The 25,522-nt window shown below is 66.0% G+C and carries 19 protein-coding genes and 5 pseudogenes; 12 read left to right on the top strand and 12 right to left on the bottom strand.

Annotated elements, in window-relative coordinates:
* The first annotated feature begins 1 nt into the window (after position 1).
* Entirely contained in the window at positions 2-3,406 is a 3,405-nt protein-coding gene (locus ABEA67_RS07565; protein ID WP_345463267.1) for a carboxypeptidase regulatory-like domain-containing protein, read from the top strand.
* A gap of 774 nt (positions 3,407-4,180) precedes the next feature.
* Entirely contained in the window at positions 4,181-5,800 is a 1,620-nt protein-coding gene (locus tag ABEA67_RS07560; protein WP_345463264.1) for a S8 family peptidase, read from the top strand.
* Between the two features lie 265 nt (positions 5,801-6,065).
* Here the strand turns inward: ABEA67_RS07560 and ABEA67_RS07555 are convergent, their stop codons facing one another.
* Complete coding sequence (locus tag ABEA67_RS07555; protein ID WP_345463261.1) at positions 6,066-6,926, bottom strand: IclR family transcriptional regulator; 861 nt, start codon at positions 6,924-6,926, stop codon at positions 6,066-6,068.
* Between the two features lie 184 nt (positions 6,927-7,110).
* On the opposite strand from ABEA67_RS07555, the gene ABEA67_RS07550 reads away from it, so the two are divergent.
* Positions 7,111-8,919, top strand: a complete 1,809-nt coding sequence (locus ABEA67_RS07550) for a tetratricopeptide repeat protein (protein WP_345463258.1) — start codon at positions 7,111-7,113, stop codon at positions 8,917-8,919.
* A 267-nt stretch (positions 8,920-9,186) separates the two neighbouring features.
* On the opposite strand, the gene ABEA67_RS07545 is transcribed toward ABEA67_RS07550, so the two are convergent.
* A complete protein-coding gene (locus tag ABEA67_RS07545; RefSeq protein WP_345463255.1) occupies positions 9,187-10,059 on the bottom strand; it encodes a LysR family transcriptional regulator in 873 nt (290 codons plus the stop codon).
* 72 nt (positions 10,060-10,131) lie between these two features.
* Here ABEA67_RS07545 and ABEA67_RS07540 point away from each other — a divergent pair, with 72 nt between their 5' ends.
* Entirely contained in the window at positions 10,132-11,070 is a 939-nt protein-coding gene (locus ABEA67_RS07540) for a cyclase family protein (RefSeq protein WP_345463253.1), read from the top strand.
* Positions 11,071-11,183: 113 nt separating this feature from the next.
* Here the strand turns inward: ABEA67_RS07540 and ABEA67_RS07535 are convergent, their stop codons facing one another.
* Positions 11,184-11,312: a hypothetical protein gene (locus ABEA67_RS07535; protein WP_345463251.1), complete on the bottom strand. Its 129-nt coding sequence runs from the start codon at positions 11,310-11,312 to the stop codon at positions 11,184-11,186.
* Positions 11,313-11,379: 67 nt separating this feature from the next.
* On the opposite strand from ABEA67_RS07535, the gene ABEA67_RS07530 reads away from it, so the two are divergent.
* From ABEA67_RS07530 to ABEA67_RS07520, 3 genes are read left to right on the top strand one after another with little or no spacing between them, the layout of a single operon-like run.
* Positions 11,380-13,539 carry a glycoside hydrolase gene (locus ABEA67_RS07530; RefSeq protein WP_345463249.1) on the top strand — a complete coding sequence of 720 codons (2,160 nt, stop codon included), beginning with the start codon at positions 11,380-11,382 and terminating at the stop codon, positions 13,537-13,539.
* Positions 13,540-13,578: 39 nt separating this feature from the next.
* Positions 13,579-14,235: a response regulator transcription factor gene (locus ABEA67_RS07525; RefSeq protein WP_345463246.1), complete on the top strand. Its 657-nt coding sequence runs from the start codon at positions 13,579-13,581 to the stop codon at positions 14,233-14,235.
* The gene (locus ABEA67_RS07520; RefSeq protein ID WP_345463244.1) at positions 14,220-15,530 is read left to right on the top strand and encodes a sensor histidine kinase; all 1,311 of its coding nucleotides are present in this window, start codon (positions 14,220-14,222) and stop codon (positions 15,528-15,530) included. Before ABEA67_RS07525 ends, ABEA67_RS07520 begins: the two co-directional genes overlap by 16 nt.
* A 24-nt stretch (positions 15,531-15,554) precedes the next feature.
* Here the strand turns inward: ABEA67_RS07520 and ABEA67_RS07515 are convergent, their stop codons facing one another.
* Genes ABEA67_RS07515 through ABEA67_RS07505 form a run of 3 tightly spaced genes read right to left on the bottom strand, consistent with a single transcriptional unit; the run spans position 15,555 to position 16,970 of the window.
* Positions 15,555-16,034 (bottom strand): NUDIX hydrolase, encoded by a 480-nt coding sequence (locus tag ABEA67_RS07515; RefSeq protein WP_345463241.1) that lies wholly within the window; start codon positions 16,032-16,034, stop codon positions 15,555-15,557.
* Positions 16,027-16,506, bottom strand: coding sequence for a DMT family transporter (locus ABEA67_RS07510; RefSeq protein ID WP_345463238.1), 480 nt, complete (start codon positions 16,504-16,506; stop codon positions 16,027-16,029). Before ABEA67_RS07510 ends, ABEA67_RS07515 begins: the two co-directional genes overlap by 8 nt.
* Positions 16,503-16,970, bottom strand: coding sequence for a DMT family transporter (locus ABEA67_RS07505; protein ID WP_345463235.1), 468 nt, complete (start codon positions 16,968-16,970; stop codon positions 16,503-16,505). The genes ABEA67_RS07510 and ABEA67_RS07505 overlap by 4 nt, the downstream gene beginning before the upstream one ends.
* 134 nt (positions 16,971-17,104) lie before the next feature.
* On the opposite strand from ABEA67_RS07505, the gene ABEA67_RS07500 reads away from it, so the two are divergent.
* Positions 17,105-17,473 carry a MerR family transcriptional regulator gene (locus tag ABEA67_RS07500; protein ID WP_345463232.1) on the top strand — a complete coding sequence of 123 codons (369 nt, stop codon included), beginning with the start codon at positions 17,105-17,107 and terminating at the stop codon, positions 17,471-17,473.
* 72 nt (positions 17,474-17,545) lie between these two features.
* Positions 17,546-17,965: pseudogene (locus ABEA67_RS07495) on the top strand (transposase family protein); the annotation flags it as partial.
* Between the two features lie 39 nt (positions 17,966-18,004).
* Here the strand turns inward: ABEA67_RS07495 and ABEA67_RS07490 are convergent.
* The 5 genes and pseudogenes from ABEA67_RS07490 to ABEA67_RS07470 form a co-directional block, all read right to left on the bottom strand.
* A complete protein-coding gene (locus ABEA67_RS07490; protein ID WP_345463229.1) occupies positions 18,005-18,898 on the bottom strand; it encodes a diacylglycerol/lipid kinase family protein in 894 nt (297 codons plus the stop codon).
* A pseudogene (locus ABEA67_RS07485) lies at positions 18,895-19,143 on the bottom strand (acetoacetate decarboxylase family protein); the annotation flags it as partial. The pseudogene ABEA67_RS07485 and the gene ABEA67_RS07490, both read right to left, overlap by 4 nt.
* Positions 19,144-19,205: 62 nt before the next feature.
* A pseudogene (locus ABEA67_RS07480) lies at positions 19,206-20,507 on the bottom strand (acyl-CoA dehydrogenase family protein).
* Positions 20,504-21,157 (bottom strand): CoA transferase subunit B, encoded by a 654-nt coding sequence (locus ABEA67_RS07475; RefSeq protein ID WP_345463226.1) that lies wholly within the window; start codon positions 21,155-21,157, stop codon positions 20,504-20,506. The pseudogene ABEA67_RS07480 and the gene ABEA67_RS07475 overlap by 4 nt, the downstream one beginning before the upstream one ends.
* Entirely contained in the window at positions 21,157-21,861 is a 705-nt protein-coding gene (locus ABEA67_RS07470; protein ID WP_345463223.1) for a CoA transferase subunit A, read from the bottom strand. The genes ABEA67_RS07475 and ABEA67_RS07470 overlap by 1 nt, the downstream gene beginning before the upstream one ends.
* A 201-nt stretch (positions 21,862-22,062) precedes the next feature.
* Here ABEA67_RS07470 and ABEA67_RS07465 point away from each other — a divergent pair, with 201 nt between their 5' ends.
* Positions 22,063-22,707 carry a TetR/AcrR family transcriptional regulator gene (locus ABEA67_RS07465; RefSeq protein WP_345463220.1) on the top strand — a complete coding sequence of 215 codons (645 nt, stop codon included), beginning with the start codon at positions 22,063-22,065 and terminating at the stop codon, positions 22,705-22,707.
* Positions 22,708-22,884: 177 nt separating this feature from the next.
* Complete coding sequence (locus tag ABEA67_RS07460; protein ID WP_345463217.1) at positions 22,885-24,357, top strand: eCIS core domain-containing protein; 1,473 nt, start codon at positions 22,885-22,887, stop codon at positions 24,355-24,357.
* Between the two features lie 157 nt (positions 24,358-24,514).
* Here ABEA67_RS07460 and ABEA67_RS07455 read toward each other — a convergent pair.
* A pseudogene (locus tag ABEA67_RS07455) lies at positions 24,515-25,229 on the bottom strand (IS6 family transposase).
* A 124-nt stretch (positions 25,230-25,353) separates the two neighbouring features.
* Here ABEA67_RS07455 and ABEA67_RS07450 point away from each other — a divergent pair.
* Positions 25,354-25,522, top strand: a pseudogene (locus ABEA67_RS07450) (IS5-like element ISDge6 family transposase); the annotation flags it as partial.

Here is a 25,522-nt window from a genome sequence, read left to right as displayed (position 1 = left end):
GGTGTCTGTTCCTCCTGTCTCTGGCTCCAGGGCGTATGCCCCCGCTGCCCGCACGCTGCTGCTGACGGCGCTGCTGGCCGCTGGTCTCCCGGTCGGGGTTGTTCACTGGACGGGCGTTTGCTGGGGCGCGGCGCAGGCCCAGGCGAGCGCGCCGGGACCCCGCACCGCCGAGCCGGGCGAGTTCCTGGCGCTGCCCCTGCCCGTGCCACCCGGCTCCGCGACCTACGCGGTCAGCGCGGCCCTGCCCGCGGGCTGGGCGCTGCTCACGCAGGAGGCGACCGCCGAGAACGGAACGGCGGTCGTGGCGCTGCACCTCCCCGACGACGCGGCCGCCGGGCCACAGGCCCTCAGCTTCACGCTGCGGGGGCCGGAGGGCACAGCCCCCCTCACGCTGCCCCTCACGGTGAACGTCGCGGCGCACCCCGACTTCGTGCTGGTGCTGCCTCCCTCCGACCGCCTGCGGCCCGGCGAGGGGCGCAGCTATACCGGCTACGTCACCAACACCGGCAATACCCGCGACACCCTGCGCCTGCGAGTGGAGGGCAGCGCGACCGTCACGCCCGACCACCTCACCCTCGCGCCGGGCGAACGGGCCGAGGTGCAGATCCGCTACGCCCAGCAGAGTCAGGGCAATGCCGATACCGTCCGGCTGATCGGCGTCAGCAGCGTGGACCCCCACCTGGAGCGCGACAGCCTGCTGGTGCTGAGCATCGGCAGCAGCGTGGCGAACTTCAGCGGCCCGCAACTGGCCTGGAACGTCTCGCTGGCCCCCCAGATCGCCTGGAATACGGCCCTGAAGGCCAGGGAGACAGGCAGCGGACCGGTCCCCACCCTGCCCGGCCTGCCCGGCAGCGGCGACACCCCGGGCACCGCCACGCCTGCCCCGCTGGACCAGAACGCGGCGGCCTGGGCCTGGGGCGGGGCCTTCAGCGCCTCGCTGGCGGGCGACCTCAGCGACTACGCGCGCGGCCTGCTGAGCTATACGGTGGCCCGCCAGGAGGACGGCCAGCTCGTGGACAGTGGCCTGGCGCAAGTGAACTGGGGCAACCTGACCGTCACAGGCCGCAGCAGCGACCTCTTCCGGCGGCTGGGCCTGGAGGCCGAATACGAGCGCGGGGCCTACACCTACGGCGTGGGCCTCTACCGTGACGCGCGCGCCGAGGGAGGCGGGGCCTTCAGTGTCGCGGGGCATCTGCGGCACACGTCCGGCGTCTATCTGACGGCCTCGCACACCTTCGGCGTGGCGGGGGGCAGCGCGCTGGGGGTGGGCTGGACCCGGCGGCTGGGGGCCTTCACGCCCAGCGTGGAGGTGGAGGCCCTGACGTCCGGCGGGCGCTGGGGCCTGGGGCTGCGCGAGCGCCTCGACTACGAGAACCGCGTGCTGCTGGCCCAGCAGACCTACCGCTACGACAGCCTGAACCGCTCGCAGCAGCTCGACGTCCGCGTGACTTCGCGCCAGCTCGCGCCCTTCAGCGTCAGCGGCGGCCTGAGCGTGAGCAGCACCGGCGGCGCGTGGCGCTACGCCCTCACGGGCACCGCCACCTACCGCCCCGACAGCACCTTCGGCGTAACCTTGCAGGCCAGCTACGGCAGCGACCTCTTCGCCGCGCAGCTCTCGGCGCTCAAGGAATGGCGCTGGGGAGCCGCCGACGTCTTTGTGGACGGCCAACTGGACTACCAGGGCGGCAGGGCAGGCGGCAGCGTGCAGGCCACCGGGGTGATTCCGGCGGGGGCCGGGCTGGTGCTGGTCAAGGGCATGCTGGGCTACCGGGACGGCCTGCTGTACGGCGCGGGGGCGGGCTACACCCGCGGGGCCTTCAGTGTGGCGGGCGGCCTCCAGGGCAGCCCCGAAAAGACGCGCCTGACCCTCAGTGCGGCCTACCAACCGCTGCACGGCCTGACCGCCACCGCCGATTACGTCCTGATCCAGCCCGGAGCAGGGCAGACGGGGGCCGTGCAGACGGGTTCAGTGCCGGCCGAGCGGCAGCAGAACGTGTATGGCAGCGTGGGCTACAGCCAGGGCCGCTGGGCCGCGTCCGTGCTGGCGGGCTACAGCGTGACGGGCAGTCAGGCCCCGGCCTTCACCTACGGGGCGCGCGTCACCGGACAGGTGCTGCCCACGCTCCAGCTCACCGCCCAGGCCGAGCGCACGGCAGGCAGCACCCGCCTCGCGCTGCGGGGCACCTTTACCCCGTCGGGGGCCTTCAGGACGCCGGACGGCATCGTGAACCTGTTCGGCGGGCGCAACGCGGGCACGCTGCGGCTGCTGGCCTTCCTGGACCGCAACAAGAATGGCGTGCAGGACGCGGGCGAGCCGGGAGCCGCCACCCGCTTTCTGGTCGGCGGCCAGGACGTGTCCACGAACGCGGCGGGCGAGGGCAGTGTGCTGCTCGCGCCGGGGGCCTACAACGTGGAGCTGGGCGGCGAGGTGCTGGCGCAGTACCTGATTCCCAACCTGCCCGCGGTGACGGTGCCGCTGCGCCAGACCGTCACCGTGAAGGTGCCCGTGCGCGAGGTGGGCAGCGTGCAGGGCCAGCTTACCGACGACGCCGGGCGGCCCGTGGCAGCCACCCCGGTGCAGGTGACGGGGCCGGAGGGTACGGCCAGCGCCCTCACCGATATGGGCGGGTACTACCGCATCGGCGGGCTGGACTTCGGCACGTACACCCTCAGTGTACAGGCCGACCCCGCGCTGTACCGCGCGCCGGGAGCGGTGCAGGTCACGGTGGACGCCGCCCACACGCTCCCCACCCAGGACCTGAAGCTGGCGAGCGCGGCCACCTTCACCGAGCTGAAGGCCAGCGACCTCCACCTCGAGGTCACGCTGCCGCAGGAGGCCCTGCCGCCGGGCGCGGCCCTGCCGGTGCGGGTCACGGTCACGCCGCGCGCCGATGCCGTGCGCCTGGAGGGGCTGGGCGACCCCGTGCCCCTGACGAGCACCGACGGCCAGGTCTGGACTGCCAGCGTGACCCTCCCGGCGGCCCAGCAGACCACCGAGCTTCAGGTGGTGGCCCAGCGCGGCACCGAGAGCGGCAGCGAACGCGCCCTGCTGCTGATTGACCCGGCCCTGCCCGCCGCCTCCCTGCAAGTCGCCCCCTACAACGCCCTGCCCGGCCAGATGATGACCCTGCGAACCGTCCTGTACGTGCCCGGCACCCGCCTGGAGGTGCGTGACGAGACGGGGAAGCTCACGCCCCTTCAGCCCGTGGCTCCCCAGGCGGCAGACTCCCAGACCGCCGAGCCACAGGCAGCCACCTCACAGGCGGCGGCCCCCCCCGCCAGCGGTCCCCGCGAGTACACCGCGCCCTTTACCGCGAGTCCCGCCCCCGGCCGCCACACCCTGACCCTGCTGGTCGACGGCCAGCCCCGCGCCGAGGCCGAGTACCTGGTGCTGGGCCGCCCGTAGTGGGGCCAGCGGGGAGAGGTCGGGTGGTCGGCTTCCGGGGAACACGAGCTTTTTGCTCCTCTGCAAGCAGCTCTGCGAGTCCCCTTGCGGGGGAGACTGGGACTGGTACAGCTCTGCAGGAGAGGAGGGGACGGGCCTGCTCTCCCAGCGCACGCTGCCTGTAATGGGGACCCTTTTAAAACACGCTCTCAGGTTTGGGACAGGTGTTTGACGGCAACGCTATTTGACACGCAGGGATTCATTTCGGCCATCAAGGCCCACTGTGGCGGCGAGGTGGCGCAGGCGACCAGCCCCGGCACGAGTACCTTGTCACGGGTGGAAAATGGCAAGGAACTCGCGCTCGGCAGCTGCATGACTGGCGGGGGCGCGGCCCGGAGGAATTGCTGCTGCACACCGTGGAGGTGAGCGCTCACCCAGCGGATACGGAACTGCGGCGTGTGCATTGTACCGTTTCCCCTGCATAGCCCCCTTGCTGCCATTTTCCTTGCAGCCGGAGTGGGGCGAGAAACGGGAGCCACATCATCCCTAGGCCCTAAGTTTCGCCAGGCGAAACCTGAGTGCTGTCAAGCACGCTTACGTTTGAAAAGCTCTATCAGTTTTTTCTATCAGAGTCGAAGGAAGCGCCGTGCGTGTTTATCAAGCAACATGTCTAGTCCGGTGCGTTGTTTCGCCCAGTGAAACAGGTACAAATGAAGTGTCTGCTCAATGTCATCCACCCAGTTCCATTGGGTAGTCCACATGTGGCTCATTCCACATGTGCCGAGGAGGTTATGCATGAAGGTACGTTTCTTTTTCGGCTCCCTTACTCTGACCGCACTGTTGGCTGCCTGTGGACAACAAGGCACAGTGCAAAGTCCCAGCGGTTCACTTCCGACGGGCAATGCGCCTGGCGTCAACCGTGCCCAGCAAACCGCTCGCCTGTTGGGCACCAACAACCCCAACGCGATTCCCGGACAGTACATCGTGGTATTCAGCGACGGTGCCGCCCCCACCAACCTGGGTGCGCAGGACGCGGGCGGCCTGGTCCGTACCCTGGGCCTCGATCCCCAGGGCATCACCGTCCAGCACATCTACACCCAGGCCCTCAACGGCTTTGCCGCCAAACTGAGTGCCCAGAACCTCGCCAAGCTCCAGGCCGACAAGCGCGTCAAGTACATCGAGCAGGACGGCGTCGTGCATGCCACCGCCACCCAGTCGAACGCCACCTGGGGCCTGGACCGGATCGACCAGCGTGACCTGCCGCTGAACGGCAGCTACACCTATGCCAATACCGGCGCGGGTGTGACGGCCTACATCATCGACACGGGCATCAACATCAACCACACCGACTTCGGCGGCCGGGCGGTTTGGGGCACCAACGCCAGCGGCGACGGCCAGGACCGCGACTGCAACGGCCACGGCACTCACGTCGCTGGCACCATCGGCAGCAACACCTGGGGCGTGGCCAAGGGCACGGACCTGGTTGCCGTCAAGGTGCTGAAGTGCGACGGCTTCGGCGACAACTCGGACGTGATCGCGGGCATCAACTGGGCCGTCAACAACAAGAGGGGCCCGGCCGTAGCGAACATGAGTCTGGGTGGTGGGACCAGCCAGGCGGTCGATGACGCCGTGAACAATGCTGCCAGCAAGAACCTGATCATGGTCGTCGCCGCTGGCAACGAGGATCAGGACGCCTGCAACGTCAGTCCTGCACGTGCCCGCAATGCGATCACAGTCGGTGCCACCATGAAGACTGATCGCCGCCCCGACCGGACCGATTGGGGTTACACCAAGGCGGGCACCCCCCTGGGCAGCAACTACGGGACCTGCGTCGATCTGTTCGCTCCGGGTGACAAAATCACCAGCACCTGGATTGGCAGCAACACGGCCACCAACACCATCAGCGGCACCAGCATGGCGTCGCCCCATGTGGCGGGTGCCGCGGCCCTGATCCTCCAGAGCAACCCCAGCTCCACCACCGCTCAGGTCACCAGCGCCATCATCGACAACACCAGCAGCGGCAAGCTCAGCAACATCGGCACCGGAAGCCCCAACCTCCTGCTGTACACCGGTACCGGCGGCACGAATCCCAACCCCAACCCTAATCCCAACCCCCAGCCCGGCAATACCTACACCGGCCTGGGCACGCAAGGCACCAGCAGCTTCCAGCCCGGCAACCCCGGCTACTTCAATTACGCGGGCGGCACCATCAAGGGCAAGCTGACCGGCCCCAACGGCACCGACTTCGACCTCTACCTCCAGCAGTGGAACGGCTTCGGCTGGCAGGACGTGGCGGCCAGTGAAAGCCCCACCAACAGCGAGAGCATCACCTACAACGCCGCCAGCGGCTACTACCGCTGGGAGATCTACGCCTACTCCGGCTCCGGCCAATACACCCTGGTAGAGAACAAGTAACCCGCAAGGACATCTTTTCTCAAGCCAACGAGAGGCGGGCCGCATTGGAACTGTGCGGCCCGCCTTGCTCCACTGTGACTGAGGGAGCTGGTCTTTCGGACAGAAGAAGGGCCTCTTGAGGCAAATTGCCGAAAGCTTGCTGTCTTCTGGCAAATCCTTCAGCGCGGGTGGTGATAAGGGGGCGGCAAGCAGTGAAATTTCCCCGAGTTTCAGACGACACTGAAGCCGTACGCCGTCCTACGCCATGAAGAGGGAACTCTTGAACTTAGGGCTGAAGTATTGAAAGCATAGGCATACTTTGCAAGATCTGGAGGAAAAACTCTGGATCGCCCGACCACTCACGTTCATAGCCAAACCCCTGGGAGATTTTCCGTGCAGCTATGTTCAATGCATCAAGTTCTGTTTTGTACTCGGGCCATGGAATATCCGGCGCGGCAACGCAGACCATGCCGAGTGCCGCGACCAGGCTACCATTGGCACGAAAGACAGGGGCCGCAAACTGCAATGTGCCCTTCTCAGCGGGAAACGGCCCGGCGAGCCATGTTTTCCTCGCCACACTGTCCAGTGTTTCTATCAGCGGCATGGTGCGGGATGGCATTGCACCCTCGACCGTTCCTGTTCCGGACCGGAACACTGCCTGGCGAACGTCTCGCGGTGCAAATGCCAGCAGAATTCGCGCGGAGGGATCCGCGAGCAGTGGAACTCTCAGCCCCGGATGCACCGCTTCCTTTTGGTCTCTCGCCGCGGGAAGGACCTCGACATACACGCACTCGTCCCCGTCAAGCACAGCCCAGGAGATGGTGTGTGCCACTTGTCCGCGTAAGCGCTCCAGATGAGGCAGCGCCGTATTCCGGGGAGGTGCATGGTGTTGCGCATATGTGCCCAGTGTGAGCGCACCCATCCCCAGACGATAGAGATCACCGTCGCGCTGGAGGAACTCGTACTTTTCGAGCACACGAAGAACGCGCAGGCAACTGGCCTTGGGCAGCCCACTTGCCCGGGCCAGCTGGGTGAGGGTCCAAGTGGGCTGCTTGGGTGTGAAGAACTTCAGCAGAACCAGCGGACGCTCTTGCGTCGGGATATCGACGGCTTCACGAGTCGGAGACGGAGCGTCTTCTGGGATCACACACGGCTATGGTACTCCACAGGAGATTGTCAGTGTGACATACTTGACTCTCTTCTGCGAAACAGGAGGCGAGCAGCGGCTCAGATTTCCACTGAGCAGTAGCGGGCCTCTTCCAACCGGATGCGCCTCAGCGTCCTGCAACCCGTTGATGCTGGAGAGAAAAGAACCATGAGGATGCGTGTTGATGGATACTGCACAACGCTTGCAGGACAAGCTTGAGGTCACCCCCGGTCCAACTCGGTTGCCTCTCCTGATTGAACTCGCGGCGCAACTCTGGGACAAGAATCCGTCTCGTGCTGTAGAGATCGCCCGCGAAGCCCTTGACCTTGCCAGCCACCTCGGTGATCAGGCCGCAAAGGGCACCGCTTTGGTGGAACTGGGTCGCAGCCTGTACCGGATCGGGGATTACCCTCAGGCGCTCGCTGTCTTCGAACAGGCTGTGGCTCTCCACCAGAAAGAAGACGAGCGCCTCGGCCTAGGTCGTAGCTGGATGGGTATCGGGAACGTGCGCGCCAGTCTGGGCCTCCTCCCCGAAGCCCTTGAAGCCTTCTTTTTGGCCCTGTCTTTCTTCGAGCAACTGGAAAACGAATGGTATTTCTGTTCTTGTTTAAATAATATTGGGATTGCTTACCGTCGTCTGGGCTATTATCCGACCGCCCTCGGCTATCACCTCAGGGCACTCAATATGGCGGCGGGCGTTAATAATACGATTACCAAGATTGCCGCAACCAATAATGTCGGCGATATCTATCTGCTCCTGGAACGTCCCCAGGAAGCCCTACCCTATCAGACTGAGGCCCTGCGCCTTTCCAGACTTCACAACAGTCCTTATAATGAGATTGTTGCTCTTACTAATCTGGGCACGTTGCGGGCACGACTGGGACAATGTGACGAGGCCCTGACGGCTTTCCATGAGGCACGCGCTCTGGCCGAGCTGAGCGAGGACCGAGAGAACCTGGTCGAAATTTATTCTGAACTGGGCAACGCTCATTGCAGCTTCGGCCAGCTTCTTCAGGCCGCGGACGCCTATCAGGCAGCGCTCGGTGTGGTGTCGTCCATAGGGGATTTCCATCTGGAAGCAAGCCTGCAACTCAAACTGGGCGAAACGCTGCTCGCGCGCGAACAGTTCGATCAGGCCGAGCAGGCATTCGGCTGCGCTCTGACCCTGACAGAACGGCTGCACGCGCCAGAAATCGCCGGTCAGGCGCACCTGCACCTCGCACAACTGTGCGAAAGCCGGGCGGAGTTCAGTCAGGCGTTGAGTCATCTGCGGGCGCATCTTCAGGTGTTGTCACAACTGCACCAGGCCGCGATCGAGCGGCAGAGTGCCGTACTCGGCATCGAGCATGAAGTCGAAAAAAGCCAGCAGGTGGCAGCGGCACGGCGGGAGATCATCGAGCAGCTCCAACAGACCGCCACGACGTTGGAGACGATGTATCCAGAGAAGGGGGCGCTCCTGTCCGGCCTGCACGACCAGGAAGAGCAACTGGCGCAGAAGGCCGATCTGGATCCTCTGACAGGCCTGTTCAACCAGCGTGACTTCCAACAGCGGCTGACGGCGGAATTCGAACGGGCGCGCCGCAACAATGCGCCTCTGGCACTGTCACTCCTGACTCTTGACCACTTCAGAGCCGTCAACGAATCGCACGCCCACGACGTGGGCAGCCAGATTCTCCGTGAAGTCGGCCAGATGCTACAGAGCAACATCCGGGCATCAGACCTCATCGCCCGCATGACTGGAGAGACGTTTGCCCTCCTGCTTCCGGACACGGAATCTTTGGGCGCATGGCAGGTATGCGAACGCTTGCGGCACCTTGTCGCCGAGGCCGACTGGGCGACTCTCCCCGAACTCCACCTCACCATGAGCGTAGGCATCTGTACCCAGACGGCATGGTCAAAGGCCGAAGATATGTTGTATCAGGCGGAACAACTTCTGTACCAGGCCAGAGCCGCTGGGCGCAACTGCCTGATCATGGATGTTACGCCGCCTTGATACTTTCCCCTGAACTCGGGGTCAGATGAGGATTTTCGGGTCAGGCCCAGAACGCTCGGCACTGCCAGAAAGGACCACTGCCCCATCATCTCGTCTGGCCGTTGTGCGAACAGACGCAGGTTTCCCGACAGAGGCCGTTTACTCGTCCGGGTCGACCAACTGGGCGACGAGGTCCTGCACGAGCGACCAGGCCTCCCCGTGCAGCGTGAGCAACCGGGCGGCACGGTCCGCGAAGCCCTCGCCGCCTGGACGCCGACTCCCCCTGGCTCAGCCGCTCAAAGCCCTGGCTTTTTGGATCAAGGCCTGAACCGCTGGGGATGCGTCCGCGAGTGACCGCACCACGAATCCGAGTTGCCGTGTTGGCCTGGGCGAGATGGGCAGCAGCGCCACGCCCTCTGGCGCACGGGGCAGTGCCAACCGCGGCACCAGGGAGACCCCCAGCCCTTCTCGCACCAGACTCACCAGCGTCCCCAGGTCCTGCACCTCGTAGCGGATGTTCGGTGTCAGGCCCTCCCGTCGGTAGGCCTCCTCGATCAGATGCTCACTGCTGTACCTCGACAGCACGAAGACCTCGGAGGCCAGTTCCCGCACCCGCACGTCTGGTTGACCCGCCAGAGGTGACGTCGCAGGGACGACCGCACACAGCTCGTCATGCAGCAGCGGCACCGTTTCGAAGTCGGTCACCGGTAATTCCAGAAGAGCCACGTCGATGGTGTGCGAGGTGAGCCATTCCAGCAGCCGTCCCGTGCCTTGACTGGGTTCTTCGAGCAGCACCAGTTCGACCTGCGGGTACTGCCGTCCGAAGGCCGCGAGGACCCGGGGCAGGAAGTCCACCGTCGCGCTGGGAATTGAGCCGAGCCGAACTCGGCCTGTCACGAGGTGCGCGGTGCCCGCTGCCTCGGCACGAATACGCTCCAGCCGCGCCAGAACTTCGTGGACATGGGGAAGCAGCCGCTCGCCCACCCCGGTGGGCCGGGCCCCCTGCCGTCCACGCTCCAGCACCGTCACACCCAGCTCCCGTTCCAGGGTAGCGATGGCGTGGCTCAGTGCCGACTGCGAGACTCCCAGCCGTTCGGCGGCCAGCGTGAACGAACCAGCTTCCACAATGGCAATGAGGGCTTCAAGCTGATGGATTTGCACATAAGGAGAATAGATGGGTGTCATGACTTCTACTTATTTGATTCATTGAAGGAGCATTCGTACACTCAAGTCATGACGACAGAAGAGACGACGAGGCCAGCGACGGACCGGCGGGTGCAGTTCGACTTCGAGGTGGATTTCTCGAACGGCGGTGGCCTCCAGGGACAGGACTTCCGGCTCGACCTCGCGGGAGACGACCTCAGTGATCAGGACCTCGCGGATTACATCGTGAAAGACCTGCGCCTGCTGATGGTGGGCGAGGTCCGTATCCTCAACAAGCAGATCATTTTCGAGCGGCACAAGCGGAGTGCCGAAGCGTTGCCGGAGAGTTCGGACCCTTCAGGTCGAGCGGGGCGCTTCATCGACCTGAGCCACACCATCGTTGAGGGCATGGTGACGTACAAGGGCATGCCTGCCCCCATCCTCTGCGACTTCCTCAGCCGGGAAGCTTCCCAGTCGCACTATGCGGAGGGGACCACCTTCCAGATCGACAGGCTGGAGATGGTCGGCAACACCGGCACGTACATCGACAGTCCTTTCCACCGTTACGCGGACGGCAAGGACCTGTCCGAACTCGACCTCGCCCAGCTCGCCGACCTCGACGCCGTAGTGGTCCGGGTGACGGGGATGGGCAAGCGGGCGGTGGACCGGGACGCCTTCTTGGCCACCGACGTGCGTGGCAAAGCCGTGCTCGTCCACACCGGCTGGGCGCAGCACTGGGGCACTGAGCAATACTTCGAGGGCCACGCCTTCCTGACGGCGGCGGCGGCCATCTACCTCAAAGAGCAGGGTGCTGTCCTTGTCGGCATCGACTCGCTCAACATCGACGACACGAGCGGCGGGACACGCCCGGTCCACACGACCCTGCTGGGAGCGGAGATTTTGATCGTCGAGCACCTGCGCGGTCTGGAGCAGCTTCCGACCTCGGGCTTCACGTTCAGCGCCGTGCCGGTGAAGGTCAGGGGCATGGGAACATTCCCCGTGCGCGCCTTTGCCACGCTGCCCCACTGACGGGGGCGCGTCTGGGAATCGCCTGGGCTGGGGAGGGATGCTGGAAGAACGGAGCCGCTTCAGCCGTAGCCTCGAACCCTTGAGGATTTCGTCCCCAGGATCAGGGGATGCCCTCAAGGAGCAGGATCGTCCCACACCGTCAGCGCGTCCCCGACCCGAATCACCTCGGCACGGTCGCTGTCCACCTCACGGAACGACAGCACCCATTGCTCCCCCTGAATCAGGTCGCGCACCTGCTGCACCCGCCCCGCCAGGCCCGAGAAAGAGGCAGTTCACCGTCAGTTCACTGCTGCTCGCCACACTCGCGCCATGCGCAAAAGTCTGCTCCTGCTCGCCGCTCTAGGTCTAACCCAGGCTGCCGCCCGCCCCATCACCCTGCAAACCCCCAGGGGAACAGTTGCGCTTGAGCCGTCCACGCTCCGCGTCGAACTTCGGCAGGGGGCGCGGCAGGTTCTCCTGGCCCAGGGCACGTCTCCGAACACCATCCAGGCACTTCAGACGTCGGCCACCTCCTCGACCTGGCGCTGGCCCGAACGTCACCTCGTGATCAAGGCCAGCGTCCAGAACGGCACCTTGCAGGTTCGTGTCCGCGCCGAGCAGCCCACCACTCTCCGCTGGCCCATCCTGCCTTTCCAGGACCAGCAGGCCCTGATCCTGCCTCAGGGCAGCGGTCGTTTCATTCCCCTGAACCGGCCAGACCTCCTCGCGGACATCGACGGCCTGAACACCACCGAGGACCTCAACATGCCTTTCGTGGCGCTCAAGGGCGTGCAGGGCATCCAGACCTGGCACCTCGGGACGCCCTTCCACAACACCCTGAAGCTCCAACCCGCCCGGCTCGCCCTGCAACACGAGTTCCTGAACCGCCAGGGGCCGGAAGAGCAGACGTACGAACTCACGTTGACCCCCGGCAAGACGCCCATTGAACCTGCGCTGGTCTTTCGCGCCTCCCTGCAACGCAGCGGCCATTTCCGCAGCTTCGCGGACAAGGTCCGCACTTCGCCCGATGCGGAAAAGCTCAAGGGCGCGCTGTTCGCCTATCTCTGGGGCAGCGGCGTGATCGGGACGCAAGATGTGCGGCCTGACGGGTGGACAAGATTGCTGAGGGGCCTCACGACCTCCACGCCGGGCCAGTCCCTCCTGAAGCTGATGGATGCGGATACCAGAAATCAACTCCAACAGGCGGCCTCCAGCGGTGAGATGAATGCGTACGTCCGGCGGACCCTGGTGGAAGGAATCAATCAGGCCACCACCCGCGGGCCTTACGTGAACCGCTCCGCCGCCGCGTGCCTCACCGCCCTGCAACGCCTGTTTCCCGGCGTGTTCGTTCCGGGAACAAGTGGGGGGCAGGGAGCTTCCCTCGCCCTGCTGGACGACCTGAAAGCCGCTGGGATCGACCGGGCACGGCTGGCAGTTCAGGACGCCAGCGATACCGCCAGGCATCCCGACGTGGTTCAGCGTGCCCGCGCCCTGGGGTACCTGATGGGACCCTACGACTCCTACGAGAGCGTTCACCCCAGGTCTTGGGCCGGGTCGGACCGCACCTGGCCCACCGCGCAGTTGCCCGCGCCCGCTTACGAGGAAGGCGGCATCATGAACAAGCAGGGCCAGTATGTGACCGGCTTTCAGGGGGTGGGGCGCACCCTCAATGCGGCTTACGCCTTCCCGTTCTTTCAGAAGAGGGTGCAACAGAACCTCGCGGCGGCACCCTACAACTATTACTTTCTGGATGTGGACGCCACCGCCAACGTGCAGGAGGACTACAACCCGCGGCACCCCAGCAGCATGGCCGAGCAGGTCGAAGCCCGGCGCAAGCGCCTGAAGGGGCTGTCGGACCGCCATCTGGTGGTCGGCTCCGAGGGCGGCTCCTACCTGTTCGCGGACCTCATCCACGTGGGGGAAGGGTACCTGACCCCAGCCCTGGGCCGCTGGGTGGACCCGGACCTGGCGGACAAGAAGTCCCCTTATTTCCTGGGACGGTATTATCCCGCCGCGCAACCCGACGTGTTCTTCAAGTCGGTGCCCCTCAAGCCCTCCCTGATGGACCGCTACGGCAACGCGGCGTTCCAGCTCCCCCTGTACGAGGCCGCCCTGCACGACAGCGTGATCAACACCAACCACTGGCTCACGTCCGCCAACAAGTTCTCCAACCTGAAAGCGGCCATGCGCGCCCGCAGTTTCCTCTACCTGGAACCCCTGCAATTCCACATCTCGCGGGATTCGTTCCCCCAGGACCGCGCCGAGATTGTCGCCTACTCTCGCCGTTTCAGCCCCCTCCACCGCACTTACGGCACGGCACCGCTGAGCGATTTCCAGTGGCTGACCGGCGACCGTCAGGTCCAGCGCAGTGTCTTCCAGGCGGGCCGCAAACGACTCACCGTCGTGGCGAACTTCCGCAGTGCACCGTTTGTTTACCAGGGCCACACCATCGCCCCCCAGGACGTGCTGACCATCGAGGATGTCCGATAGACGTGCCAGCGTCCTACAAACCAGACGGGGAGGAAGAGCATGAAAGTCCTGCTGGTAGAGGATCATGAGGGAGTCGGGAGCCTGGTCCGCGATCTCCTCCAGGATGAAGGGTTTCAGGTGGAGTGGGCACGGGACGGCGAAGAGGCCCTCCATCTGGAACGCACCTACGCCTTTGACGTGGCCGTGCTGGACCTGATGTTGCCCCGTCACTCCGGCTTCGACATCCTCCAGACGTGGCGGGCGCAGGGGCGGCGGTTGCCCGTCCTGATCCTGACCGCCCGTTCCGCCCTGCCGGACCGGGTGCAAGGCCTGAACAGCGGGGCGGACGATTACCTCACCAAACCGTTTGCGGGCGAGGAACTGGTGGCGCGCCTGCGTGCCCTGTGGCGTCGCGTCCACGACCAGCCCAGCAACACCCTCACCGTGGGCCGCCTGACTCTGGATCTGGCGGGCGGCCCACCGCTCTGGGAGGGTCAGCCGGTGAATCTGCACCGCCGGGAACGTGACGTCCTGGAGTTCCTGGCCCTGAACGCCGGGGGGTATTTCACGCGCGAGAGCATCTTCGCCCGGGTCTGGCCCAACGACTCCCTCTCGGATGCCCGCACCGTGGACACCCATGTCCGCCTGCTGCGGCAGAAGCTGAGCGGGGACGCCATCGAGACGCGCCGGGGGCAGGGCTATTGTTTCGTCGGCTGACGCTGGGCGTGCGCCTCGCGCTGGTCTGGGCGCTGGTGGTGGGGGCGTGCCTGCTGGTGATGGGGACCTGGGTGGCCCAGGCGGTCGAACGAACGCAGACGTTGAATGCGGACCGCCAGCTCCGGGGAGTCGCGGGCCGGATCACGAACCTGCTGGGTGCCGGGCGAACGCCCCCTGAGGTCCAGGCCCTCCTGGAACTGGGTACCCCGCAACTCGAAGTCTGGATCACGACCCCGGCTGGCCGTGCCCACTGGGGCGTGCAGCCCCTGCCCCTGCCGCTCCCGGACGACCGAACCGGCTTTCAGACGCTGGCCGCACCGTGCGCCGCGTGTGTCTGGCGGCTCTATACCGTGAAGACGCCTGCCGGTGCCCGTGTCCGTGTCGCGCTGTGGCAGGGACAGGACCGGCGACTGCTGCACCGGCTCCGTCGCAACCTCTGGACCTTCGGCCCACTGGTCCTGCTCCTGTGCAGTCTGAGCGGGTTGTGGCTCACGCGTGCTGCTTTAGCCCCCGCGCGCCGCCTGGCCCGTGCCACGGTGACCATCGCTCGACAGGGACACTGGTCCGCCCGGCTGGCTGTGCCGACCGCGCGCGACGAGACGGCGCAGACGGCGCGGGCCATCAACACCCTGCTCACCCACCTGGAAGAAGCCTTGCAGACGGAGCGCCGGTTCGTGGCCTATGCCGCACACGAACTCAACACCCCCCTCACCGTGATCCGCGGTCGGCTGGAACGGGCCGTGAAACGGCAGAACCTCGGGCAGATTGGCCTCGCGCTCACGGCAGTGGACGAGCTGACCGCCCTGACGCACACGCTGCTGGACCACCTCCGGGCCGAGACGCTGGCGGCTGAACGGCAGCCCCTCCAGGTTCTGCCACTCACCGCACAACTGCTGGAAGAACTCCGTGAACTCCGGCCCCACCTCCAGCTGACGCTCACCGCCCCCCGCGAACTCCAGAGCCTGCGGTCGAATGAGGACGTGCTGCGGTTGGTCCTGCGGGGTCTGCTCGAGAACGCTGGGAAGTACGCGGAGACGACCGTGCAGGTCAGCCTGGCTCAGCAACGGGGGTGGACGGCCTGGACCATCCGGAATGATGGTCGGCCCTTTCCGGTGGAGCTCCTGGCGCGGGTCGGGGAGCCTTACCTGCGCGGTGCGGAGGGAGACCGCCCGGGATACGGCCTGGGCCTGAGCCTGACGCGAACGCTAGTGACGCAACTTCAGGGGACACTCGAGTTCAGCTACGAGGCGGGGTATACAGTCGCTACCTTGAATCTGCCAGCTCTGGCAACTTAACCGGGTCTTCCGCAGGCTTTTATGTCAACCCAGTTCAGGGCGGAGGAGGCGGAGGAAATGCGTGTTATAGCCGTACTCCGAGTAGGTCTCACCCGCGGCAATCCCCAATAGGGCATTGCGGACGTACGGCACGAAGGGTTCCGGCAGGGCCTGAAAGGACGTCCAGTGCAGGTCGCTGTGCTTCTCCGGCTCCCCCAGCATGGGCGTCCCCTGCCAGCGTTCCGCCACAAAGAAGTGCCCCACCCATCCTTCCCCGCGAGTTCGGCAGTGCAGGGTATGGGCGTGCCGCAGGTCAGCCACCTCAATCACGACCCCTACCTCCTCCTGGGCTTCACGGAGGGCGGCGGCCAGCAGCGATTCCCCCTCTTCCACAGCACCTGCGGGAATGCTGAAGTGGCCGTCCATCCATCCCGTGGCAACCCGCCGCAGCGAGCAGAACATATCTCCCTGGCGCAGGACGATGAAGACCGTGGAGGACATGCGAAAACGGCGGCGTTCAGTCATGGGACGATCCTGCCTGAGGTTGGGCGGTGACCTGCTCCCGGTCACGGGCCAGCGTCACGACAGCGGCCAGCAGGCACAGGGCGCTGAGAACGGCGGTCAGGTCGACGGGCTGGGGGACCTGCCCCAGCCAGCCCAGGCCCGTGACTACCAGAGCACCGAGCACCTGTCCCAGCGTGACCGCCACGGTGCTGACTCCCGCACCCAGCCGCGCGGCCACCGTCAGGGTGAGGGCGACGTAGGTCGCGCCGAACAGGCCGCCCAGGAACATCCAGAGTGGCGGAAATGCTGCGGGGAAGGCCCGGTCGAGGCCCAGGCCCCAGAGCGTCAGGAGGAGGGCCGCCCCGACGATGAAGTTGACCAGCGTGGCGGCCAGCGGCATCCCCAGGAACGCCGCGAGGCGGAGGTTGAAGGCCAGCCCGGCGGACAGACCCAGGCCAGCCCCGACGGTCCCCAGCAGAATCAGGATGTTCACCTCATCCCCCAGAAGCGGAAGGCGAGGGCGGCGAGCGCGAAACCCGTGGCCAGCAGCCGCGCCCGGTTGAGGCGGCGCTGCGGCAGCCCGAGAACACCGAAGTGGTCCAGCAGGATCGCCGTGAGGATCTGTGCGGCGATCACCAGGGTGGTGGCCAGGGCGGCCCCCAGTTCACGGGTCAGCAGGACACTGCCCACCACATAGGCGCTGCCGACGACCCCGCCCAGCCAACTCCAGGTCGGGGCCTGACGTGCGGCCTGCCAGTTCGGCCGTGTCCGCTGCCAGGCCAGCAGGCCGAGCAGGAGCAGGCTGCCCACCAGATAGGAGGTCGCACCTGTCAGGGTCACGGAATGGAAGGACGCTGCCAGCGCGCCGTTCGTGGCAAACTGCATCGGCAGGAGCAGGCCAGCCCCCACGGCCAGGAGCAGCAGCCAGGCGCGCCCGGTGCTGTGACGGCTCAGCATGAGTGCCTCCCGCCGAAAATGAGAGTGGGTCCAGAGGTTTTCAGGGGCTGCTGGAGAGGCGGGGACATCAACATGCCCCCATCCTGAAAGCTTCACACTGATGTGAGGGTCAAGGCCTCCGGAGGAAGTGATGAATGAGGATCGGTGAACTGGCCCGGCGCGTGAACGTCTCTCCCCGCCTGCTGCGGTACTACGAGGAACAGGGGTTGCTCACCTCCACGCGCCTGGCGAACGGCTACCGGGATTACCCGGACTCGGTGGTGCCCCATGTCCTGCAACTGCGTGGTCTGCTGGGGGCCGGACTGCCCATCAGCCTGATCAAGGAGGTGCTGCCCTTCCTCGACACGCCTCAGGCCATTCACCTGAAGGACGTGCAGCCGGAGATGCTGGAGCGCCTGGAGCTGGAGCTGGACCGCATCGCGGCGCGCATTGCCTGCCTCCAACGCAATCAGGACGCCCTGAACGCTTATCTGAAGGCGGTGCGACCACCAGGGAATGGGTGACAAGCAGGATGTGGTCCTGGGGGCTTGTCGCTTATGGGGGCCTGACCACGGTGATAGGTGAAGGCCTGTGACGCGCTGGGGCGACCTCAGGACAAGAAGCGCTTCTACAGCGTCAAGCAGGGCACCCACACCCTCAAAACGCAGGTGGCGGTCGCACCCACGACATGAAAGTGCTGCGGCGTTCCCGGCTGATGACCCGGCTCCCCAGGCATGTCCGGGTGTGGGGGGACCGCGGGTACACCGGAATGGAGAAGGTCTAGAGACCATCGTGCCCGCCAAGCGCCCGAAGAAAGGCGAGTGGAGCAACGTGAACTCAACCGCTTGCTGTCCAAGGTGCGGAGCACCGCCGAGAATGCCCTCAACCGGATCGAGAAGTTCCGCGCCTGCAAGGAGTTCTTCAGGAACCAGCCCTCACAGCATGGCGTGAGCTGGGGCTGTGCCGCTGGACTCGTCAATCTCCGCTGGCAACGTCGCCCCGCTGCCCCTTCAGCTCCTGCGCAACAGGTCTTGAGCTGGGCCGTTCCCAGACCCTCACGCGCGCCGGGCGTCGAAACCAACGGGCACCCGGACGTGCAGGGCGGCAGCGTCCACCGAGAGCTTCAGGGTGGTGCAGGCGGTCACCTCGCCGTCCACGCTGACCCAGCGGGCACCTCCTCGCGTCTGCACCGTAACCTGAGGGGCCGAGAACTCCAGGACGGGTCGCCCCAGTGTCCACAGGGTTCCCGCCTGGAGCAGGCTGACGAGCCGGCCCTTGCCGAACACGAGCACGTCGAGTTGCCGGTCCGCTACCGAGGCGTGCGGGGCGGCGCGCAGGGGCCCGGCCACATACCGCCCGTTCGCCACGAGGAGCTGGTGGGTGTGAAGCCGCAGCGTGCCCTCCGGGGACGTGAGCGTGAGGTCGAGCGCGTGGTGTCGTCTCAGGACCCGCGTGCCCACGACGGGCCAGGCCAGCAGCCCCAGGCGACGCTTGAGGGAGGGCGTTAGGCTGCGGGCAATCTCGGCGGAGAGACCCAGGGCCACGCTGTTCAAAAAGGGCCGCCCGTTCAGCATCCCCACGTCGACCGCCGCTGTCTCTCCCTCCACAATGATCCGCACCGCACCGGACAGGTCAAGAGGGACCCCCACGCTGCGGGCGAAGGTATTGCCGGTTCCGAGCGGCAGGATGCCCAGGGCCGTTATCGTCTGCGCGAGAACCCCGGCGGCATGGGAGAGCGTTCCGTCACCACCCCCCACGATCACCAGGGGGGCACCCCGCGCCACCTCCGCCCGCAGGATGACCTCCGCCGAGTGAGGCTCCTGCACGGGCAGTGGGGTCACGGGAAGGCCTGCCGCCGCGAGGGCCTTCACCGCCGCTGGGAGGGAGGCCGCCCCCCGACGCGACTGCATGTTCACCAGCAGCTTGACGGCACAATCAGGCCCGGTCATTCCTGCACCGTGAGGGCAGGAGAAGCGGGGAGGGTACGGGGAACTCGCGTCATGGCTTTTCCAGCTCCACTATGCAGGGTTGCACAAGATGTCGGAACGGTGACTGGGGTGTCTGCATCCACGAACAGGTCGGGTTTCGGGTAGGCGCTCACCTCGCGCCCACTGGCGATGGCGGGGTGGCTGTCCACGTCCATCGTGTGCAGGGACTCACCTTCCTCGCTCTGGAAGTTCACGCGGATGGCCTGTCCCGCCTCGGTACGTCGTGACCTGCTTCAACACGTCTTTGCTTCACCTCGGTCAGTTTTCTTCAGACGAACGCGCCGACACCGGTGACGGCCCGGCCCACGACGAGGGTGTTGATCTCCTCGGTGCCCTCGTAGCTGTACAGCGCCTCGGCGTCGCAGAAGAACTTGATCACGCCGTAGTCGAGCAGGATGCCGTTGCCCCCCAGCACCTCGCGGGCGTGCGCGACTACCTCGCGGCCCCGCGCGGCGGCGAACTGCTTGGCGAGGCTGGCCTATTCGTCGCGGAGGCGGCCCTCCGCCTGAAGCTGTGCGAGGCGCATCACCATCGTCTGCACCGCCGTGATGTTGCCCAGCATCTTCACGATGTGGTTCTGCACGAGCTGGAACTTCGCGATGGGGCGTCCGAACTGCTGCCGCTCCTGGCTGTATTTCAGCGTGAGTTCGTAGGCCCCCATCGCGCAGCCCAGCGCCATCCAGGCGACACCGGCGCGGGTGGCGCGCAGGACGTTCGCGGTGTCCTTGAAGCTGTTTGCGTTCTGGAGGCGGTCTGTTTCCGGCACGCGGCAACCCGTAAGGGTGATGTGGCCGTTCTCCACGATCCGCAGCGCCACCTTGCCCTCGATCTTCTCGACGTGGTAGCCGGGGTTCTCGGTGCGGACCAGGAAGCCCTTCACCTGGTTGTCCGCCACGTCACGCGCCCAGACCACGACCACGTCCGCGAGGGTGGCGTTCCCGATCCACTTCTTCTCGCCGTTCAGGACCCAGGTGTCCCCCTCGCGCCGGGCGGTGGTGGTGAGGCCGCCCGCTGTGCCGGACCCGACCAGCGGTTCCGTGAGGGCGAAGGCCCCGATCACGTCGAGGTCGCGCATCCGGGGCATCCATTCGCGGCGCTGCGCCTCGCTGCCGCACAGCAGGATGCTGAGGGACGCCAGACCGTTGTGGACCCCGAAGAACGTGGCGACGCTGGGGTCCACCCGCGCCATCTCCATGCTCGCCAGGAAGCCGGCGAGGACATCCTCCGGGTCGCGGGTGCCGTCCTCACGCCAGAGGTCCCGGCCCAGGCCGAGTTTTCGGAACTTGCCGATAAGTTGCCGGGGAAATTCGCCCCGTGCCCAGTATTCGTTGGCGATGGGCGCGACTTCAGCATGCATGAACGCGCGCACCTTTTCCTGCACGCGGCGCTGCCTCTCCGTCAGAGTGCTGGCGAGGTCGTAGAAGTCGCTGTTGACGGGGGGAAGTTCACGTGCGGGTCTGGCGTCCTGCTGCTGCCGCGCGAGGTGGGCCTGCACCTGCTTCAGTTCGGCGGGGCCGAGCCTGGAGAGGCGGGCGAGCAGGGCATCGAGGTTCGTTTCGCCGGGGGTCATGAGGCACTCCTGGAGGGGGTGGGAACGCGGATGGGGGCCGCCGTCTTGCTCTGCAATTCCCCGAGGGTCACGCCGGGCGCGAGTTCCACCAGTTCCAATCCGGCGGGCGTCACGTCGAGGACACACAGGTCGGTGATGATGCGGCTGACCACGCGCTGTCCGGTGAGAGGGAGGTGCGTCTCGCGCACGATCTTCGGCTCGCCGCGCTTGTTGACGTGCTCCATCAGGACCAGGACGCGCCGGGCACCGGCCACCAGATCCATCGCGCCGCCCATGCCCGTCACGAACTGCCCCGGCACCATCCAGTTGGCGAGGTCGCCGGTTTCGCTGACCTGCAAGCCGCCGAGAATGGCGAGGTCGATGTGCCCGCCGCGAATCATCGCGAAGCCGTCCGCGCTGCTGAAGCAGCTCGCGCCCGGCACGAACGTCACCGTTTCCCCCCCGGCGTTCAGCAGGTCGGGGTCCACCTCGCCCGGCATGGGGTAGGGGCCGAGGCCCAGCATGCCGTTCTCACTCTCGAAAAAGACCTGCATGCCTTCTGGTACGTGGTTGGCGACCAGCGTGGGGATGCCGATCCCCAGGTTCACGTACATGCCGTCGCGCAGTTCTTGCGCCGTGCGGGCGGCCATTTCATCGCGGGTCCAGGGCATCAGCGTTCCTCCCTCAGCTTCAGGTTGCGGATGGTCTTGTCGGGGTGAGGGTCCAGGACGACCCGCTGCACGTACACGCCCGGCGTATGCACCTGATCCGGGTCGATCTCGCCGTCCTCCACAAGCTCCTCGACCTCCGCGATGGTGACGCGCGCGGCGGCGGCGACCTGCGGGTTGAAGTTCTGCGCGGTGCGGCGGTACACCAGATTGCCGGAACGGTCTGCCTTCCAGGCCTTGACCAGGCCGACATCGGGCACGAGGGCTTCTTCCAGAATGCAGGCCCGTCCCGTGATCTCGCGCGTCTCCTTGCCCTCCTGCACCACGGTCCCCGCCCCGACCGGCGTGAAGAAGGCCGGGATGCCCGCCCCACCCGCCCGCAGGCGTTCCGCCAGGGTGCCCTGTGGGACGAACTCCACCTGAAGTTCCCTGCTGGCGTACAACCCCTTCACGGCGTCGTTGGGGCCGAGGTAACTGGTGGTGAGCTTCGCCACCTGCCGGTGGGTGATCAAGCGGTTCACGCCATAGTCCTCGCTGCGCTGGGTGGAGCAGCAGATCAGGGACAGGTTCTGGACATTCAGCCGATGCACCGCGCCGAGCAGCAGTGTGGGCACGCCCGCCGCCGCAAAGCCACCGACAGCGAGGGACGCACCGTCACGCAACACGTCACGCAGGGCCGCCTCGGCTGTTTCATACACCTTGTTCATGGGTTGACCTCCGGGGTGTGCCGGGCGCGGAGCACGGCTCGTCTGCTCCCCGGTGCGGCTCGGCGCTTTCTCCGCCACCTGACCCGGCCAGGCCCAATGCGGGCACTGTACCCTCGCCTGTCCAGCGGTGGACGTGGGCGGTTTACTTTCGCGACAGAAGGGCAGCTTCTGTCGCGCCGGAACGCTATGGTGCTTCGCGGTATGGTGGACCGTTCCCCCCGCGCTTCCCGGCAGGATGTTCGCAGCGACCGCACACGGCAGGCGCTGCGGCAGGCCCTGGTGAATCTCACGCGCGAGCGCGGGTACGCGAACGTGAGCGTCCAGGACCTCGCCGAGCGCGCAGGCGTCCACCGCACGACGTTCTACCGCTACTACCAGGACAAGTACGACATCGTTCAGGACGTTCTGAATGATCTGAGCGAATGCCTGGAGGCGGCGCGCGGACGGTTGAGCGGCCCGCTGATACCGCAGACGTGGCTGGACCCGGCGTCAGCGCCCCCCGAGTTGGCGCTGGTGTTTCTGGAGCATGTGGAGAAGAACGCCGACTTCTACCGCCTGATGCTGGGCGCGAACGGGATGCCCGCGTTCTTTCTGGAGGTGCATGGGCGGCTGGAGGAGTTTCTGGATCGGTTGTTGGGGCAGCACCTGCTGGATGTGTCGCGGGCACCCGTGCCGCCGGCGTTGTGTGCGCCCGTGCTGGCCAGTATGGGTATTTCGATCATGTTGTGGTGGTTGCGCTCCGGGTTGACGCCAGAGCGCGCCCAGGTGGCCCGCTGGCTGGTACGGTTGGAAGTCGTCGGGCTGCTCGGGGGGGCCTTGCCAGGCGAGCGAGCTGGCACCGGGTGAAGATTCGTGGTGTCCGAGTGGGTGGAATGCTCCGGGCACCGCGTCGAGGCTAGGGCAAGGAAACCGTCGCCCAGCAGGACGCCAACGGCATCACCGTCGCCCACTTGCCTATGCTCTGGGCAGATCTTCACCACATGGTCACAAGCCAGCCTGTACCCTGGCCGCAGGGGGTGGGTAATGACCTTCGACCACAAGACGAAGACCGGGTCGAGCCGAGCGGCCCCGGCCAGCACAACCCAGCCGGTGCAGCGCGTGAAGCTGCGGGCACCCGCTCCGCTGGCCACCGCGCCAGTGGTCGCCGCACCCGTGGCCAGGCACCACGACCCCTTTACCCTGAGCAACTCCCGTTCCGCTTCTTCCGCTGTCCAGCGTGCCCGCGTCGCTCCCGCACTGACGGCAGCGGGCCTCCTCGCCGCTGACAGGACTGCTATGCAACGTGCCACTTCAGAGGTTCAGGCGAGTCAGGCCGAGTTGGAAGCCTCCCGTATTGCCCTGGCGGAGCGCGGCTTACGTCCGGAGAGTGAGACAGCACTGCAACGCTTTGTCCCACCTCCCTCCCCCGCTCCTACTGTCCTCACGGCCTTGCAGCGTCAACTCGCCACCGAGACGGGACAGCAGCAGGTCACGGGGGCTTTCATGCGCGATGCCCAGGTTCTCCCCGCAGCCACCCGTGCGGAGCTGGCGATGGGTGCGCTTCAGCGGGCTGTGGGGCAGGGGGCAGATGGTCCGGCCCTCTATGACCGACTGTCTGAACTGACCCGGACGCCTCAGGACCAGGAAGCGGTGCAGCGTGCGGTCAGTCTCCAGCGGCAGAAGGAAGCCCGGGAAGCCCAGGTGCGCGAGGGGTACACCTTGCAGCGGGCACATCTGGGATTGCAACGGCGGCTGGACGAGGCGGTGCAGCGGCAGACGGAAGCGAATCTGGGCACGGTGACGCAGCGCGTGCAGGCCAGAAGAGGGGGCGGCGAGCCGCTCCCAGCCGCCGTGCAGCGACATCTGGAACAGGGCTTGAACGCCGACCTAAGCCGGGTGCGGGTGCATACCGATGGCGAGGCGGCGAAGCTGGCGGCCAGCGTGCAGGCAGAAGCCTTCACCAGCGGGCAGGACATCTATTTTGGGGCCAACCGTTATGACCCGACGAGTGCGGACGGACTAAAGCTGGTCGCGCATGAAGCGACGCACACTGTTCAGCAGGTGCAGGGCAAGGTCAGTTCTGGGGTGGACCCAGACGCCGGGCTGGAGGTGGAGGCCCGACGAATAGGGGAAGTTCTGGGGAGCGCCCCGTTGGCGACTGCGCCTGTCCCCGCCACAGCTTCCCCGCAGTCCGCTGGGTCGCCTGGCCCCAGTGCCGTGCAACGCAAGGCCGCTGAACCACTCCTGAACCACGACACCACGCAGAAGCTTCCCCGTGCGCCCTGGGTGATGCCCGGCGGGCCTCTGCCCGCCCAGACGCCCAAGACCGTCGAGGCTTCCCTCGAACAGCAGATTGCCCGCACCACCGTGAGCCAGAGCGCGGACAAGCTGACTGACCTGCTGCGGACCCTCAATTCCCTCCAGACCGCACAGAAGCTCCAGGAGACGGCCAAGCTCTACCAGTCGCGTACCGGCCGCAGTCTGCACAATGACCTGCAAGCCGCCTTCTATCCCTAGGCTTGCTGGTTCATTACGGCACATTCAAGGCGCTGTTGACCGACGATAGCGGGAAGCCGGAAACAGGGGCCTGGTTGAAGAAGTATCCGGCGAGGGTTGTGGCAAGTTGTCGGCGCGCAGAAAGCGGGAGGCCCTGAAAAGGCAGGTGGCCTGCATCTCAGGCCACCTGCTGTACCACTTCCCGCCAGGACTTGAACGCAGCCTGCTGGTGGGAACTCCGAGGGCGAGGGGGAAAGGTGGAGCGAGCAGGATGATTCAGGTTCGCCAAGCGGGCGTGCAGATCGAGAAAGCCTTGCGCCCGTCCGTCGTCGTGATCGGAACCCGCACTGCTGACGTTCCTGCCACCGGGTAGGCCGATGAGACTGTTCAATCAAGTTGTTGCAGCGCGCCGTGGAGACAACCTGGATGTGCTCCACGGTGTGGAGCACGGGAAGTTGCCGTAGGGCAACACCGTAACTCCAGAGCTTATCGGTATGAATGACCTCTGGCACGTCGTATTCCCCCAGGAGCCGGTGGAAAAACGATTTGGCGGCCTCGGTATCGCGGTGTTTCTGAAGGAAGACGTCCAGCACGGTGCCGTGTTCATCAACGGCCCGCCACAACCAGTGTTTGAGACTGCCTACGTCCACGTACATCTCGTCAAGGTGCCACCGGGAACCACGTCGTGGTTCCCGATGACGGAGGCCCTGGGCGAACAGGTCGCTGAACTTGATGCACCAGCTGCGGATGAACTCGCAGGTGACGGCGATTCCTCGTTCCAGCAGCAGTTCTTCGATATATCGGTAGCGGAGGCTGAAGCGGTGGTAGAGCCACACGGCGTGGCCAATGACCGCGAGGGGAAACCGGTAGCCAGGGAGCTTCTGGCCACTCAACACTGTGTCACCCTACCCCAACAACTTCCCACAACCGCGTCAGCACAGCTATTCACTCACTCTATCCAGGTGCGAGCTCTCAAGACCCGTTGCGCAGTAGAGGTAGGAGCAGGTAGGTTCAGGGGTGTTACGGCTGGAGAAGCTGAAGTCCCGAGCGCGTTCCTTCGAGCGGCTGGTGGGGCTAACGCCGATGGAGTTTGACCAGCTCCTGAGTGAACTGGAGCCGTTGTGGGAACAAGCCCACCGCCGTTCCCTGCTGCGCGCCGGACGGGTGAGGCGTATCGGGGCGGGCA

Source organism: Deinococcus carri (assembly GCF_039545055.1).
Lineage (GTDB): Bacteria > Deinococcota > Deinococci > Deinococcales > Deinococcaceae > Deinococcus > Deinococcus carri.
This window is presented reverse-complemented; position numbering and strand designations above follow the sequence as displayed.

Coding starts and splice junctions, on each gene's coding strand:
- ABEA67_RS07490 (WP_345463229.1), bottom strand. CDS start 18,898: ATGACCGGGCCTGATTGTGCCGTCAAGCTGCTGGTGAACATGCAGTCG.
- ABEA67_RS07540 (WP_345463253.1), top strand. CDS start 10,132: ATGACGACAGAAGAGACGACGAGGCCAGCGACGGACCGGCGGGTGCAG.
- ABEA67_RS07550 (WP_345463258.1), top strand. CDS start 7,111: ATGGATACTGCACAACGCTTGCAGGACAAGCTTGAGGTCACCCCCGGT.
- ABEA67_RS07560 (WP_345463264.1), top strand. CDS start 4,181: ATGAAGGTACGTTTCTTTTTCGGCTCCCTTACTCTGACCGCACTGTTG.
- ABEA67_RS07505 (WP_345463235.1), bottom strand. CDS start 16,970: ATGCTGAGCCGTCACAGCACCGGGCGCGCCTGGCTGCTGCTCCTGGCC.
- ABEA67_RS07530 (WP_345463249.1), top strand. CDS start 11,380: ATGCGCAAAAGTCTGCTCCTGCTCGCCGCTCTAGGTCTAACCCAGGCT.
- ABEA67_RS07500 (WP_345463232.1), top strand. CDS start 17,105: ATGAGGATCGGTGAACTGGCCCGGCGCGTGAACGTCTCTCCCCGCCTG.
- ABEA67_RS07475 (WP_345463226.1), bottom strand. CDS start 21,157: ATGCCCTGGACCCGCGATGAAATGGCCGCCCGCACGGCGCAAGAACTG.
- ABEA67_RS07470 (WP_345463223.1), bottom strand. CDS start 21,861: ATGAACAAGGTGTATGAAACAGCCGAGGCGGCCCTGCGTGACGTGTTG.
- ABEA67_RS07525 (WP_345463246.1), top strand. CDS start 13,579: ATGAAAGTCCTGCTGGTAGAGGATCATGAGGGAGTCGGGAGCCTGGTC.
- ABEA67_RS07515 (WP_345463241.1), bottom strand. CDS start 16,034: ATGACTGAACGCCGCCGTTTTCGCATGTCCTCCACGGTCTTCATCGTC.
- ABEA67_RS07465 (WP_345463220.1), top strand. CDS start 22,063: ATGGTGGACCGTTCCCCCCGCGCTTCCCGGCAGGATGTTCGCAGCGAC.
- ABEA67_RS07460 (WP_345463217.1), top strand. CDS start 22,885: ATGACCTTCGACCACAAGACGAAGACCGGGTCGAGCCGAGCGGCCCCG.